Origin of the sequence: Pinibacter soli (assembly GCF_029961145.1) — a bacterium.
In the GTDB taxonomy this organism is placed as follows: Bacteria; Bacteroidota; Bacteroidia; order Chitinophagales; family Chitinophagaceae; genus Pinibacter; species Pinibacter soli.
Genome location: NZ_JASBRG010000007.1, coordinates 2,969,371 through 2,984,532 on the forward strand (window position 1 = coordinate 2,969,371; position 15,162 = coordinate 2,984,532).

The following is a 15,162-nucleotide window of genomic DNA, read 5'->3' on the forward strand; positions in this document are numbered from 1 at the left end:
TTATATTGATTTCAACCATTGCTACTTACTTATAAACGCTTATAAAAAGAAGAAAGGCATCTCGTAACCAAAGCATTTTCAACTTTCAATTTTCAACTTCATAAATCACTCCCATCTGGTGCAAAATAATGTCCATCGTGCGGCTCATGGTTAAAGTGAAGTTTAGTGGCATTAGCGGAGATTCTTTATAGCCTTTTTCAAGACAATCCATTACGTGACGTATTTCGTGCTCAAATCCATTGCTTCCGTGTGGCATGGAAAATGATTGTTTGTCGCCATCGTTAAGCAAGACGAGCATGTCAGTTGCTTTGTACCATGGCGATTGCAAAATAATTTTCCCCTTGATTCCTATTATTTCAGCATGTTTTTCTGAGTTCATTGTGATGGAAGAAAAAATAGAGGCCGATCTGTCGCCATTATATTTCAATACTGCATTGCAATACTCGTCAGCTCCCGTTTTTGTCAGCTTTGATGCGCTGTGTATGGAAGTTGGTTCGCCAAATAATAAGGTGGCCAAAAACAAGGGATAAACGCCGACATCCAATAACGATCCCCCGCCAAGTTTCAAATTGTATAAGCGATTGTTTTCATCTGCCGGAGCATTGAATCCAAAATCTGCCCGCACATACTGAACATCTCCAATAACATCTTGCTTAATCAATTCAAGAGCTTTGTGTATAGAAGGCATAAATCTGCTCCACATGCCCTCCATAAAAAATACATTATACTCACGGGCCGCACCGGTCATTTTTACAGCTTGTGAATAGTTCAGCGCCATGGGCTTTTCACAAACAACTGCTTTGTTGTTCTGGAGGCACAAAATGGAATGTTCACAATGAAAAGCATGTGGTGTTGCAACATAAACAACATCAACATTTGCGTCTGCAGCAAGGCTTTCATAATCATTGTAAATAACAGACACACCATGCCTTACCGCAAAATCCTGGCCCTTTCGTTTATCACGGGAAGCAATAGCATAGAGTTCTGCACCCTCTGTAAACTCAATGGCCGTGGCAAATTTTTCGGCAATTCTCCCCGCGCCTAAGATGCCCCATTTATATTTTTTTTTCATAAAAAATTTTACATAAAAAAAGCATAAGACGCTTTAAATCTTATGCTTTTTTCTATCTGAACTCATGTTTAGAAATCTACACCCATGGCAAAATAGAAGATTGGTTTGCCTCCAAAGAATCTCCCCATCGGCCAGCCTGTGTCCATTCTAATAAAGTAGCCGAGCAATGTGCTGCGTACACCAAAACCATAACCACCTACAAACGGACCAACACCACCGGCTTTTAGTTTCACTAACAAGTCTCCTTCGCCGTATACTTGCTCTGGTCTGGCTATTTTACTTACCTCACCATCCCATGCCGTTCCGAGGTCAATGAACTGGGTTACCTGGAAGTTGCGTATAAATGCATTGTTAATCGGCTTTTTAATCAGTGTGCTGAATACAGGGAATCTGAACTCACTGTTCATTACAAATGCATTGTTTCCGTTGGCTATATTTTGTTTGTAGCCTCTCACATTTACGGCCAAAGACTGGAATGCGTATTCTGTATTTGTTGGCGGAGCTGGTTGGCTATAAGCCTTAGGTCCGAGCCAACCATCTACACCACCGAGGTAATAAACTATTTTCTGTGTGCCTAGAGAAGCGTCGCCCGCCGCTCTGAATGCCCATATGAAATTCTGGAAAAGCGGTTTGTAATAACGACCGTCAAAACCAATATTAAAGCCGGTCGGGCTAATGTTATCCTGTTTATTCAATCTTGTATTGAAATCAACATATGCTTTATAGCGCAAGCCATTCAAAATGTTGGTCGTTTTTTGTATTGTGTTGTCATGAACATACTCCAGGCGCAACAAACCGTACAACTGTTTTACATCAGGATAAGTAACGGAGTATGGATCCTCAAACATTCCTTTGTATACATACTTGTCGCTTCTTAAGCCAAATGAAAAACGAACGCTTTTAACTCTGTTGAAAGGATATTTCATAATACCCTGGAACAAGTTGGTGTATTGTTTCATGATGTGGCCGGTATAATCGGTACCCACATCCGTTTTGCGATAGTAAATAATAGAGTAGTCGATTCTCTTTTTCAGATAATCGAATCTCGCCATCTGCTCACCACCTGAGTTAAACAAAGAACCTGTTCCGGGAATAAACAAACTTGTTCCTGCTGACCCGCCGCCATTTCCAACGGATACGGAACCACTACCACCGGTGTTGATCAGCGGAATGCGGATCATTCCTGTGAAGCGTAAATCTTCAAACAGATCGTACACGGATACGCTGAACATACCATTGAACCCATTGTTACTGCTAAGCGTTACAGGCACTGCGCCTGTATACGGATCGAATCTCGTAACAAGAACATCGTTGTTGAATAACGAAGTAGTTATTTGCTCCGCGGAAAACTTCAACCTGTAATCATAATGTTTTGCCTTATCCAAAATCGTAGGAGGTGGTGGCTGTACATTCAAATTACCGTTCGTAGAATCTGCTTTTTTTGCTGAGTCAGTTTTTTCGTTTTCAAATTCGTTTTCAAAAATATTGTTCTGTTTGTTCTGATCTGCCCTGGGTTCCAATAATTCCGCAGAATTCATTCTTGCATCTGCGATTGTCTTTGCCCTGTACTCAGTTGTTTTAGGGTTAACATTTCTTCTCCTCAATGTACTGTCGTCAACTTTTAACCTGTACAGCAATTTCAAATCACCTTCTTGTCTTGTTTCACTTACAACGCCACGTTCGCCGGCAGACTTGGTTTCTTTAATTCCACTTTGATAGTTAGTAATCGGAAAAACATAAGCCGAATCCAACGTTACGGAGAATGTGTAAATAGTGTCCGGTTCATCTTTTTTGTAAGCACGCAACAGCGAATCAACATCTTTGTAATCCGGGTTTCTCAGTATCTCATCTCCTATTTTGTATATCGTATCAACACCTGCACGTTTTGTGCTAAAGAAACCTGCAAACCTGTTTGATACGCCATTTTCATCACTCACAAATGTGAAGTGTGTGTTGTTATATTGAACCGGAAAACGGGCATTTCCCCATTGCATATTGCTTAACTGAGAAATTTGCTTGAATTCGCTTTGGTTCCAGTTATCTACAAGGAAAATGTTATACCGATTGTGAGACGGCAAAACAGTATCGGAAGACACAGCTTTACCAGAAGGTCTGTTAGATGCATAAATTATCCCTGTTTTTCCAGGAAAAGCCACGAAAGATGGATCGATGTCATCCCAAATATCGTTCGTGATTTGTTTTGACTCGTTCTTCTCGATGTCGTAGGTAAAAATATCAGATTGACCTTTTTTCACTGCACTGAACAACAAAGTATTTGCGTTCAGCATAAATTTCATGTCCTGTATCTGATCGAAGCCCTCAATTGTCTGTTTGTTCTTTTTCAAGTGAGAGACCATGTCATAGATAAAAAACTTAATTTTCCCTTCGTCATTATAGATCACAGCGAGCCGGGTACCTTTGGGATCCCAGGCCATCATGGGATAGTTTGGGTTGGGTTTATTTTCCGGATTGATTACGCCATTTTTTAACAGCACCCTTCTATCTACATAATTTTCATACAACACTACTCTTTCTACTCCTCTCTTGTATTCCACCACTGCATAGCTCTGGCTTTTCGGAGCAGGGTTTGGAGAAAAGCGGAAAAAGTCTTTGTTCTGATTAATATCTTCAGTTACGGATAAATTTCCTTTAGGGTTGTTTCGTCTTCCGCGAATGTCCTTGTAATACTTTTCTGATTCTTTGTCCATAAACTCCTGCAGCACATCTTTGAACTTCTGTTTACAGATGCGCATCGATGCAGTGTTTAGATTTCTGTAAATGCGGGCGAGATATAAGAAATAAGTAACGTTTTCCTGTTTGTAATTTGTTGCGATATAATGCCAGAATGCATGCCCTGCAAGTTGTGGTTTCGCATAAGCAAACTGGTAAAAATTCTTGTAGTCAGCAGACATCAAAACAGATTTCAATTGATCATCCAGTTCCGTGCTCCAGTTCTCTCCGGCATATGAAACATACCCGTCCACCAGCCATTGCGGCAAATCAAGAAGGGCTTTATTTGCCGCAAACTCACCAAGGTCGTCTCCAAACAAAACATTGTCAAGTAAAATTTTTGCAATTCCCTGCCTTACCTGTATGCGAAGGTTAGAGTGATCACTGTTGTAGTAAACCACCATTTTATTGTTTACCAATTTGGTATTTCCTCCTGTGATTTGGAAATCACCGGCAAGACCAATGTTGGTTTGCTGCATGTCGTCGTAGCTGTTATAAATAATAATGTTGGCCCGTCTTTGCAAAGCGTATTCAGCAAATTTCTCAAGCCCCGATAATTCTTCTTCTGCCATTTGAGCCACGTACTTTGCAAGGCCCTCGCCACCTTGACTATAATAGCTATTGAAGTTGTTTGTTTGATAATATTCCCACTTAAATTTTCGGTATTGAACCCTGTTTTTTCCAAATTCAACTGTATTCACCTGGGCAAACAGATTATTGGAAGAGTAAACAAGCAATACGGATAAAATAAGAAAAGTAAAATATCGACAACCGCTCATTAACAAATTATTCTTCGGAAATTGCATAGCCATTAATTGTTAATTAAAATTATGGTTTTTCGCCTTAATCACTAAAATTGTCTGTCAAATATATCTATGTTACAAGTTAAGACTTTTGCCTTCAATCCACTTCAGGAAAACACCTACATATTATATAACGAGAATTCGGACTGTTGCGTCATCGATCCGGGCTGTTATTTTAATAACGAAAAAGAACGCTTAAAGGATTTTATAGAGCAGCAAAAACTAAGCCCGAAGTATCTGCTAAATACACATTGCCACCTGGATCACGTTTTTGGAAATAAGTTCGTGCATGACACCTGGCAATTACCACTTTATTTAAACGAAAAGGAAGTGCCCTTGCTTGAACGGGCTCCTGTTTCAGGCACATATTACAACCTTCCTTTCGATAATTATAGCGGCGAGATGCATTTTTTGACAGAAGGCGACACAATTAAACTCGGCGACGATGAATTGAAGGTGCTTTATACCCCCGGACATGCGCCGGGTCATATTTGCTTCTATTGTGAAAAACAAGAATTTATTATTGCCGGAGATGTGCTTTTCAAACTGAGCATCGGTCGTACCGATCTTCCGGGCGGTGATTACAATACACTTATCAACAGCATCCGGGAAAAGCTTTTTACCTTACCCGACACCGTAAAGGTTTATCCGGGTCATGGCGAAGCGACGACGATTGGGTTTGAGAAAAGGAACAACCCATTCCTGAACTAAGGAATGGAACGCAGATGACGCAGTTTTAGCTGATGTACACTGATTTTTATTTGTGAAACAAAAAAGTGACTAACAGATGAATTTTACAATTAGCGGAAACATTGTAGATATCCTCCAGAATAAAATTTTCAAAGGAACAATCTATGTGGCAGATGGCTCAATTAAAGACATTCAAATAGAAGCAAATAATGAAGAGGCAGGCCTGCCCTATCTACTTCCAGGCTTCATCGACTCTCACGTGCACGTGGAAAGCTCTATGCTGGTACCTTCCGAGTTTGCGAAGCTGGCAGTTGTTCATGGTACGGTTTCCACTATAAGCGACCCGCACGAAATAGCCAATGTTTGCGGTGTTGAGGGCGTTCGATATATGATTGAAAATGGGAAAACGGTTCCATTTAAATTCAACTTTGGTGCTCCAAGCTGTGTACCTGCGACCATTTTCGAGACAGCGGGAGCAGAGGTAACGGTTGCAGATATAGAAGAATTGCTGAAAAGCGATGATATCAAATACCTCACTGAAATGATGAACTTTCCCGGAGTACTGTATCAGGACAAAAATGTGATGGCAAAAATCGCGGCTGCAAAGCGTTTAGGCAAGCCCGTTGATGGTCACGCGCCGGGGTTAAGAGGCGATCTGGCAAAACAATACATCGAAGCTGGCATCAGTACTGATCACGAATGTTTTACCCGCGAAGAAGCCCTTGATAAGTTGGGGTACGGAATGAAAATCTTAATCAGGGAAGGAAGTGCTGCCAAAAACTTTGAAGCATTGGTCGACTTACTGCATGATCACAGCGCCAACATTATGTTTTGCAGCGATGACAAACATCCTGACAGTCTTGCAGAAGGTCACATCAATGATCTTTGCGCAAGAGCAGTGAAAAAAGGAATTGATGTTTACAAAGTCCTACAGGCAGCTTGTATCAATCCAATTGACCATTACAAACTGGATGTTGGCTTTTTGCGCAAAGGAGATAAAGCCGATTTCATCGTCGTTGAAAACCTTGACAATTTTAAGGTGCTGAAAACTTTTATCGATGGTCAGCTGGTAGCTGAAAATGGCAATTCATTGATCGTTCCAAAACCAGCTTCCGTCATTAATAATTTTAAGTGCTCTCCAAAAAAGACCGAAAACTTTTCAACTAAATGGAACGGAGAAAAGGAAATGGTTGTAATGGAGGCGCTGGACGGCCAGTTAATTACTAATAAATTGTCATTACAACCAACCGTTGAAAATGGCAATATCGTTAGCAATGTGCAAACAGATGTGTTGAAAATCGTAGTGGTGAATCGCTACAATCCAGCTACCATCGCAAAGGCCTTCATTAAAAACTTTGGCCTGAAGCAAGGAGCCATTGCTTCATCAGTGGCACACGACAGCCACAACATTGTTGCGGTAGGCGTCGATGATGAAAGTCTTTGCAGAGCAGTAAATCTTGTAATAGCAAAAGAAGGCGGCGTAAGCTGTGTGGGAAAAGATATCGAGACGATTCTCGGTCTTCCTGTGGCTGGTTTAATGAGCAATGAAGATGGTTATGCAATCGCGGAACAATACGCGGCTATCGACAAAGCTGCGAAATCTCTTGGTTCTACTCTTTCTGCTCCATTTATGACACTGTCATTTATGGCACTTCTGGTAATTCCCCATGCCAAGCTGAGTGATAAAGGATTGTTTGATGGAGACAGCTTTACATTTTTTACCCCATAGAGACGCGTTCAACGCGTCTCTACAGAAACCGAAATTTTATGCCCCAGCGTGCAATCCTATTCTGTTGCCTTCAGTGTCTACAAAAAAAGCCATGTAGCCAATGTCATCGTTGATGAGCGTTTTAGGCATTATCACTTTTCCACCGGCGGCCTCAATTTTATCGACCACCGTTTGGATGGTAGGATTGGCATTTAGATAAATTACTGCTCCGTCCATCGATGGCTTGTGCATCGGCCCTTTTACCAAAGCACCCGAAACTTTACCATTCGGTTCCATAGTGAAAGGAAAAGAGGTCATTTCCATTCCCATCATTTCATTTGTCTCCATTTGAATGCCGAAAATGTTTTCGTAAAACTTTTTTGCCCTGGCGGTATCTGTAACAGGAATTTCAAACCAATTCAATGCATTGGTATTAGCTGATAGTTTTTCCATGACGTAAAATTTTGTCGTTAAGTACAACTAAAAACAATCATAAGCCAGATAGGTTTTCTTACCTGCATTATTTTAATGTGAAGCCTATTTTTGAAAGCGGGAAAATTTCACCGCCAATTCCATGTCGCTTACCGAGGTTTTAACTGTAATTGCCTAAATGCAATTGTTAACCTATCTTTCACGATATAGTTTTGAATAAAATTTACACAATGGACAACGAAAAATATTATCGCGAAAGAGTTAGAACGCCAAGAATTTTTGTAGGCCTGATCATGCTCGGCGTCGGTGGTTTATTGATCGCAAGGGAAATGGGCGCCTTTGTACCTTCATGGCTTCTGTCATGGCAAATGATTCCGATAGCGGTAGGTATTCTCATAGGAATTAAGCATCGCTTTAATGGCATAGGCTGGTTGATGCCAATTTTAGTAGGACTCTTTTTTCTTGTCAGCGACTTTTTTCCCGAAATGCATTTATATCGCTATACATGGCCGATCGGTGTCATATGCGTAGGTCTTTTTTTCATATTCAAAGACAAAAGAAGGCAAACCGATATCAATCGCTATTGGAATGAACATAAAAAGTTCGATTATAACGCGCCGGCAGTTCCCGTTGAAGGAGACATGATTGATGAAAATGCAGTATTTGCCAGCACAAGAAAAAGTGTCATTTCTAAAAACTTCCTCGGGGGAGACGTAAACGCTGTGTTTGGCAGCTCCGAGGTAAACCTGTTAAAGGCTGAAATAGAAACAGTTGCGAGGATGGATGTTAGCGCCGTGTTTGGCAGCGTGAGACTGTTAGTGCCACCCCACTGGCAAATTAAACTCGAAAACAATAGCGTATTTGGTGGTGTGGAGGACAAACGTCCGGAAAACCTCGTCACATCTGACAAAATATTGCTGCTGGAAGCAAACGCAGTCTTCGGCGGAATCGAAATTACAAGCTTTTGATAATGGAAAATTGAAAGTTGGAAATGATGTGTATGATCCGGTTACGCCACAAGCATTTTGAACACTATCAATTTTAAAGGACAATTTTCAACTTTCTATTTCTTTCCATTTTCAACTTTCAACTTTCAATTTTATGAATTGGTATCTTACAAAACTGGTGTACCAGATTATCTGTGGAGATGGCAATCATACTCCTCAATTTGACGAACAACTTCGTTTGGTCAAAGCAGTCAATTCAGCGCAGGCACTTGATAAAGCAAGGAATATCGGAAATACAGAATCAGAAACTTTTTTTAACGATGATCAGCAAATTGTACAATGGAAATTCATCGATGTATGCTGCCTGCAGCCAATTGTAGAACTCGCAGATGGCGCAGAAGTATTTTCCCAAATACAGGAGTACAGCGATGAATCGGGCTACCTGAAAATGATAAAAGATAAAGCAGGCAAACTAACAGGCTCTCTTGAAAAAAACGCACTTCCAGCAGTTTAAACAACATCACCTTGGCAACAGTACCAAAATCTCCCCGCATAGTTCTTCACAGCATCCTTGCAGTATGTTGGTGCATTTGGGGAATCCTACATGCGATCATCATACAGAAAATGGGCTTCGCGTTAAAGATTGGAATCCTGGATAGTTGTATCACTAACACCTTACTTGTTGGTGGCTTCATGATCGTAAACAACACCTTTCAATATTATTTGCCGCAGAAAGAAAAACTTTGGTACCTCATCGTTTTTTGCGCAGCACTAACAGGTATTTTGGTTTTAATTGACTACCTGATACTATTGGCCATTTTTAGAAACGACGCAAGCTTCAGAGAGTTTTTTCAATCCTCCGTTCCCGTTAGAATGGGTGTAATTGCAGTCATGCTTGGCTGGCAGTCTTTGCTTACGATTCTCTTAAATACATTGAAAGAACAAAAGCTAAGAGATGATCGCAAAAATGAAATAGAAAAATTGGCAAAAGATGCAGAACTGTTCAAATTGAGGCAACAACTGCAACCCCACTTTTTGTTCAACAGCCTCAACTCGATCAATGCCCTCATTGGCATTAAACCTCAACAAGCACGGACAATGATTGAGCAGCTATCTGATTTTTTGCGAGGCAGTATTAAAAAAGAAGACCAGCAATGGACAACACTTTCAGAAGAGCTGGATTACTTGCAGCTATATCTCGATATTGAAAAAGTACGCTTCGGATATCGCCTCAATACTGTTGTAACATGTGACGAAAACACTGGCAAACTTCAACTTCCGCCCATGGTTCTGCAACCTATTGTCGAGAATGCCATTAAGTTTGGCTTGTATGACACGATGGGTGAGGTGACCATCAGCATTACTGCCAATAAAGATGAAAATGGCTATCTTTCTGTTTCTGTGCAAAATCCTTTCGATCCTGAAACTGCTTATCCCAAAAGAGGTACAGGCTTTGGTTTAAGCTCCGTGCAGAGAAGATTGTTCCTTTTATTTTCCATAAAAGATCTGCTTACAACAAACGCAACAGATCATCAATTTATAACCACCATTAAAATACCGCAACCCAAAAAACAAGAACTTGAACAAGTGGTTTGAGCTAACAATTTTTGAGTTGACAAAAATATGCAGATGAAAGCAGTTATTATAGACGACGAACCTTTGGCGATTATGATAGTTAAAGAATATCTTCAAACCTATCCTGATATAGAAATCGTACAGGAATGCAATGATGGTTTTGAAGGTGTAAAAGCAATCATGCAACACAAGCCAGACATCATTTTTCTCGACATTCAAATGCCGAAAATAAATGGCTTTGAAATGCTTGAACTTATAGAAGAACCACCGGCTGTAATATTCACCACTGCGTTTGACGAATATGCGATCAAAGCATTTGAAAGCCACGCAATAGATTATTTGTTGAAGCCTTACAGCAAAGAACGTTTTGATAAGGCAGTTCAAAAATTTTTATCCGCCAATAACAACGGTGCTAAAAAAAACAGCGCGGCCAACACGCAAGCATTGCTCGAAAGTGCCGCCGAATCACCTTCTCAAAACAACAGAGTAGTGGTGAAGAATAGCGGCAAGATCAAGATCATTCCTGTTGATACGATCAATTATCTCGAAGCCGCAGATGACTACGTAAAAATTGTTACCAAGGAAGGCGCTTTTTTAAAAAACAAAACGATGTCATTTTTTGAAAAAACCCTTAATCCGCAAGTCTTTGTTCGTGTACATCGCTCCTTTATTGTAAACATCAACGAAATAAGCAAACTCGATGTGTATGAAAAAGATAGCTACATAGCCACTTTACGCGATGGCTCCAAAGTATCTGTTAGTAAAACAGGCTATCCTAAATTGAAGTCTGTGCTGGGGTTGTAAACAGGAATTAGGAGTTAGGAATTAGAAATTAGGATCTAATAAATCCAACATCTAATTCCTAACTTCTAATTCCTAGTAAGTTCCCATCCCTTTACAATCACAATGCTCATCCACAGTTGTGCCTAAAACCTTAGCGTAATATTTATAGCAGTCGATTCTGTTCTGTTTATTATCTATGATTGCAGGATCGCCGGAACTGCATTCAACGCCTCCATTTATAATATTTATGGTCATGCCAAAGCCAGGTTCGCGGTGCAGCTCTTTGTCTTTGTCATTGGGTTGCCATTTGCCGGTCATTACATCATGGCAGGAAGGTTTAGCATTTTGCGCTCTCATCCAAAACCAAATTGCTGTTTTAAAAGAAACTATACCGTCAGTGCTGGCCAATTCGGGCTTTTCAAGCAATGGTAGTTTAAGTTCATCACCAGCAAGTCCATAGTTGTAAGTGTATGATATTTGCAAAGGCCCACGACCATGATATGACTTACCTGGAACAGGTTTGTAAGCGCTGGTACCAGCGATATTATATTGTGTGCAATGTCCGTCTTTACAGGACTGCTCTTCCGTATATACCAGTCCCCAAACCTCTCTCCCTCCAGGTGCATCTTTCCAACCACCTGTCGTTTCCTGCGATGCATTTGCAAAAAAAGCAGCCAGCTCTCGCTTTTTCGTTTTATCATCACCTTCACTGCAGAAAGTCGGGAAAGCCTTACATGCCTGAGAGAACGCTTCATAGGTAAATATAGCGTTGTGATGAGCAAACATTTTCTCATACTGCTTCTTATTGATAAGAGGCGGCACGCTGTTGGAATTCGCCGTTCCAAATGCATATACTAACAGTATACAATATGCGAAAATAACTTTTCTCATGCTACAAAGAATTTGGTTGATTGGATAGTAATATATGTTCAATGTTATGAAGTTCCCAGCCACAGTGCGCCGCCAACGCTGTTGCGCTTTGCACCTGTAACACTCGCTATGACATTGTACTCTTCGCGCCAACGCAATATACCAATCAACGCCATAATGATAGCCTCTTTAAACTCAACCAGCATTCTGTCCGGCATCTCCACAATGATATTGAGTTGGCCCAAATGCTCACGTAGTCTGCTCGCCAAAAAATCATTCAAAGCTCCGCCACCAGAAACCAATAATTTATATTGATCTCCGGCAAGTGAAAAATCATTGATGATTTGTTGAGCCGCTTTTTTTGTTTGCAATGCAATGTGCTCAACTGCGGTTGCCAATGCGTCTTCCGTAGATAAACCATGACTGTTTATCATCGGATAAATGACGTCCGTTCCAAAATCGTTTGATAAAGACTTGGGATACGGTAAACCGTAATATTCCAAACCAGAGAGCTCATTCAAAATCTTTTCATTCACTTTTCCTTTTGCAGCTAAAGCACCATCTTCATCATACGCTTTCCCATCTTTTTTTGCAAAAGCATTCAACACTGCATTCGCAGGACAAACGTCAAACGCAATGTATTTATCCGGATTATTGAATGATATATTCGCAATACCGCCGAGATTCAAAAAGAAATTATATCCGCTTAACAAAAGCTTTTCGCCAATCGGTACAATGGGAGCTCCCTGACCTCCCAACGCCACGTCAAGCGACCGGAGATCACTTACTACCGGCAATTCAGTAACCGCTGCAATAGACGCCCCATCGCCAATCTGGAAAGTCATCATACTTTGCGGTGCATGAAAAACCGTGTGCCCGTGAGAAGCGATCAGATGCACCTTATGATGTAAATTAAAATCCTCAATAAACTGGTTAATTTGCTCTCCGATAAATCTGCCATACTTTGCATGAAGTATCTGCAAATCAAGCGCTGAAAGCTTTCCGGCATTCTTTAGCGCATTGCTCCATTCCGAAGCATAGCTATAGATCGCCGCGTTCTGAATTTCGTAGTTCCATTTACCACCTGTCTCCTGTATATGCACGTAGGCGATATCCAATCCATCCAGCGAACTGCCACTCATTATTCCGATTGCTTTATAAACCATTTTTATTAATATTTACATTGTTGATGGAAATCTCTATAATTTATCTCGAAAGATTATAGTTTTGAGATGCAAAGTTGAAATTTAATCATTCAAAAGTCAAAATTAAATGGTTGTCAACCTAAGTAAACAATATTCATTATTAAGTGATTGGGTTTCTGAGCTACGCAATGTCGATATTCAAAATGACAGAATGAGATTTCGCCGCAACCTCGAAAGGATCGGAGAAGTTGCAGCCATAGAAATAAGCAAAACTTTGGCTTATACGCCTACCGACATTCAAACTCCGCTTGGGATATCGGTTTGCAATCTTCTCAGTAAGCAACCAGTTTTGGCAACCATTTTAAGGGCAGGACTTCCTTTACATCAGGGTTTGCTTAACTATTTTGACAGGGCTGACAATGCCTTTATTTCGGCCTATCGCAAACACAATAAAGATGGATCGTTTGAAATTAGCCTCGAATATGTTTCTTGTCCTGAGCTCGAAGACAGGACCGTGATTATTTCAGATCCAATGCTGGCGACCGGCGCCTCATTAGTAAAAACTATTCAATATTTAAGAGACGAGGGGCATCCGTCAGAAATTCACGTGGTGTGCGCAATTGCATGTACTGTGGGAATTGAATATGTTCTTCGTAGCGAACCCAAGGCAAAGATCTGGTGCGGCGCCATTGACGACGAGTTAACGGCCAAAGGCTATATCGTTCCCGGACTGGGAGATGCGGGGGATCTGGCTTTCGGAAATAAAGTGCAGATGTAAGGCATTTTTTTTCTAACTTACCGTGCAGATCGCAAAAAGATTAATCCAAAATTTTACTGAGATCCCGGATTTTAGTAATGCTCCCTAAATTTTAATTGTGCTGATGAAAAAAATTCTTTGCTTTTGTGCAATGGGACTGTTTTTGGCCACCAAGTCATTTGGCCAAGATCCTCATTTTTCACAATTTTTCGCCTCTCCACTAACGTTAAATCCTGCTCTTACAGGTAAATTTGACGGCGTTGTTCGCGTGGCTGGCAACTACAGGAATCAATGGCCTGCAATCAGCAAGGCATTTATTACTTCGACCGTTTCCGTTGACGCCCCTATACTTTCAGGAAAACTTCCTTACACCGACACATGGGGAGTTGGTTTAATGGCAATGACTGACAGAACTGCCGATGGTATTTTGAATAGCAACTTTCTTGCGGTCTCCACTTCATATCATAAAGGGCTAGACGAAGATGGATTGCACCAAATAGGAATAGGCTTCCAGGGAGCGTATTCTAACAAACGCCTGGACGCAACAAGACTCCATTTCGAAAATCAATTGGATCTTGATGGAAACTGGACTAACCCTAGCGGAGAAAGCTTTGCAAACACAAAACTCAATGTAAACTACTTCGACTTCAACGCTGGTTTTTTGTATAGCGGTTCTACAACAGGTTACAACAACTTTTACGCGGGATTTTCAGTTTATCATATAAACAGACCAAAAGAATCTTTCACAAATGGATATTACGTTCTTGATCCAAGAGTAACATTTCATGCTGGTGGATATTTTCCTATTGCTGACAATGCGGTACTTCACGTTAGCGGTTTACATAGTCGTCAAAGCGGCGCGTATGAAACGGTTCTTGGCGGTGCTGTTGCAATAAATGCAACTGGAGATGAAGAACATCCGACAAACTTTTATATTGGAAGCTGGTACCGCTTTAATGATGCTATTATACCATATGTAGGCTTTGAGTTCTCCGATTTCAGACTAGGTGCTACTTACGATGTTAATACTTCAAGCCTTAAGACCGCAAGCCAAAGCCGTGGTGGTATCGAAATTTCACTTATTTATATCAAACAAGCAAGCGACGGCAAGAAGAATATTCCTTGTCCTAAATTCTAAAACGAGTCATTTTTATTGGGTCAGCTGAGGATTTTCTAATAAGCATTGTTGCGTCGCACACTTGAACTATAGTAATTCTATTGATCGACACAAAACTCAGTTCGTTCAATGCAAGAGAAAGCAGTTTGGCGGAAGAAGAAACGACTACTAATAAATCACTTCTTAATAGTAAAAGAGCATCAAACGATGCTCTTTTTTTATGGGGACAGGTCTACTAATTAAATGACGCGGTGATCTACGACCGGTTTTATTGGGTCGGCAGAGGATTTGCTATTAAGCATCGTTGCGTCGCACACTTGTACGATAGTAATTCTATTGATCGATAAAGCATTGGCTGCTCAATCCAGTTGAACTGGTTCAGAAGAAGAAGAAACGATTATTAATTAAATCGCTTTATAATAGAAAGGACATCACAATCAGGGGCGCTCTTTTTTTGTTCCTGCCAGCAGTGGGGGTCAGTGCTGCTTAACGCATCTTCGATGATAAACCAAGAGGCCGCCAGCGTAAAACTG

At 40.8% G+C, this 15,162-nt stretch carries 13 protein-coding genes; 8 read left to right on the forward strand and 5 right to left on the reverse strand.

Annotation, left to right across the window (positions count from 1 at the left end; translation table 11 throughout):
• Nucleotides 1–85: 85 nt before the first annotated feature.
• Both QJ048_RS22465 and QJ048_RS22470 read right to left on the reverse strand, forming a co-directional pair.
• A complete protein-coding gene (locus QJ048_RS22465; protein WP_282336686.1) occupies nt 86–1,072 on the reverse strand; it encodes a Gfo/Idh/MocA family protein in 987 nt (328 codons plus the stop codon).
• 68 nt (nt 1,073–1,140) lie between these two features.
• Complete coding sequence (locus QJ048_RS22470; RefSeq protein WP_282336687.1) at nt 1,141–4,608, reverse strand: TolB-like translocation protein; 3,468 nt, start codon at nt 4,606–4,608, stop codon at nt 1,141–1,143.
• A gap of 69 nt (nt 4,609–4,677) precedes the next feature.
• Here QJ048_RS22470 and QJ048_RS22475 point away from each other — a divergent pair, with 69 nt between their 5' ends.
• On the forward strand, nt 4,678–5,316 hold the full coding sequence (locus tag QJ048_RS22475) for an MBL fold metallo-hydrolase (protein ID WP_282336688.1): 639 nt from the start codon (nt 4,678–4,680) through the stop codon (nt 5,314–5,316).
• Nucleotides 5,317–5,392: 76 nt separating this feature from the next.
• On the forward strand, nt 5,393–7,024 hold the full coding sequence (gene ade, locus QJ048_RS22480; protein WP_282336689.1) for an adenine deaminase: 1,632 nt from the start codon (nt 5,393–5,395) through the stop codon (nt 7,022–7,024).
• Between the two features lie 36 nt (nt 7,025–7,060).
• On the opposite strand, the gene QJ048_RS22485 is transcribed toward ade, so the two are convergent.
• Nucleotides 7,061–7,456, reverse strand: a complete 396-nt coding sequence (locus QJ048_RS22485) for a VOC family protein (RefSeq protein WP_282336690.1) — start codon at nt 7,454–7,456, stop codon at nt 7,061–7,063.
• Nucleotides 7,457–7,665: 209 nt separating this feature from the next.
• Here QJ048_RS22485 and QJ048_RS22490 point away from each other — a divergent pair, with 209 nt between their 5' ends.
• The 4 genes from QJ048_RS22490 (at nt 7,666) to QJ048_RS22505 (ending at nt 10,761) form a co-directional block, all read left to right on the forward strand.
• Complete coding sequence (locus QJ048_RS22490; RefSeq protein ID WP_282336691.1) at nt 7,666–8,403, forward strand: LiaF transmembrane domain-containing protein; 738 nt, start codon at nt 7,666–7,668, stop codon at nt 8,401–8,403.
• A gap of 133 nt (nt 8,404–8,536) precedes the next feature.
• A complete protein-coding gene (locus QJ048_RS22495) occupies nt 8,537–8,896 on the forward strand; it encodes a DUF4288 domain-containing protein (protein WP_282336692.1) in 360 nt (119 codons plus the stop codon).
• Nucleotides 8,897–8,907: 11 nt separating this feature from the next.
• Nucleotides 8,908–9,978: a sensor histidine kinase gene (locus QJ048_RS22500; protein ID WP_282336693.1), complete on the forward strand. Its 1,071-nt coding sequence runs from the start codon at nt 8,908–8,910 to the stop codon at nt 9,976–9,978.
• Between the two features lie 33 nt (nt 9,979–10,011).
• Entirely contained in the window at nt 10,012–10,761 is a 750-nt protein-coding gene (locus QJ048_RS22505; RefSeq protein WP_282336694.1) for a LytR/AlgR family response regulator transcription factor, read from the forward strand.
• 72 nt (nt 10,762–10,833) lie between these two features.
• Here the strand turns inward: QJ048_RS22505 and QJ048_RS22510 are convergent, their stop codons facing one another.
• Both QJ048_RS22510 and QJ048_RS22515 read right to left on the reverse strand, forming a co-directional pair.
• On the reverse strand, nt 10,834–11,631 hold the full coding sequence (locus QJ048_RS22510) for a chitinase (protein WP_282336695.1): 798 nt from the start codon (nt 11,629–11,631) through the stop codon (nt 10,834–10,836).
• Nucleotides 11,632–11,675: 44 nt separating this feature from the next.
• On the reverse strand, nt 11,676–12,776 hold the full coding sequence (locus QJ048_RS22515; RefSeq protein ID WP_282336696.1) for an anhydro-N-acetylmuramic acid kinase: 1,101 nt from the start codon (nt 12,774–12,776) through the stop codon (nt 11,676–11,678).
• 106 nt (nt 12,777–12,882) lie between these two features.
• On the opposite strand from QJ048_RS22515, the gene upp reads away from it, so the two are divergent.
• Nucleotides 12,883–13,533 carry a uracil phosphoribosyltransferase gene (upp, locus tag QJ048_RS22520; RefSeq protein WP_282336697.1) on the forward strand — a complete coding sequence of 217 codons (651 nt, stop codon included), beginning with the start codon at nt 12,883–12,885 and terminating at the stop codon, nt 13,531–13,533.
• Between the two features lie 103 nt (nt 13,534–13,636).
• The gene (locus QJ048_RS22525; RefSeq protein ID WP_282336698.1) at nt 13,637–14,650 is read left to right on the forward strand and encodes a PorP/SprF family type IX secretion system membrane protein; all 1,014 of its coding nucleotides are present in this window, start codon (nt 13,637–13,639) and stop codon (nt 14,648–14,650) included.
• Nucleotides 14,651–15,162 lie beyond the last annotated feature (512 nt).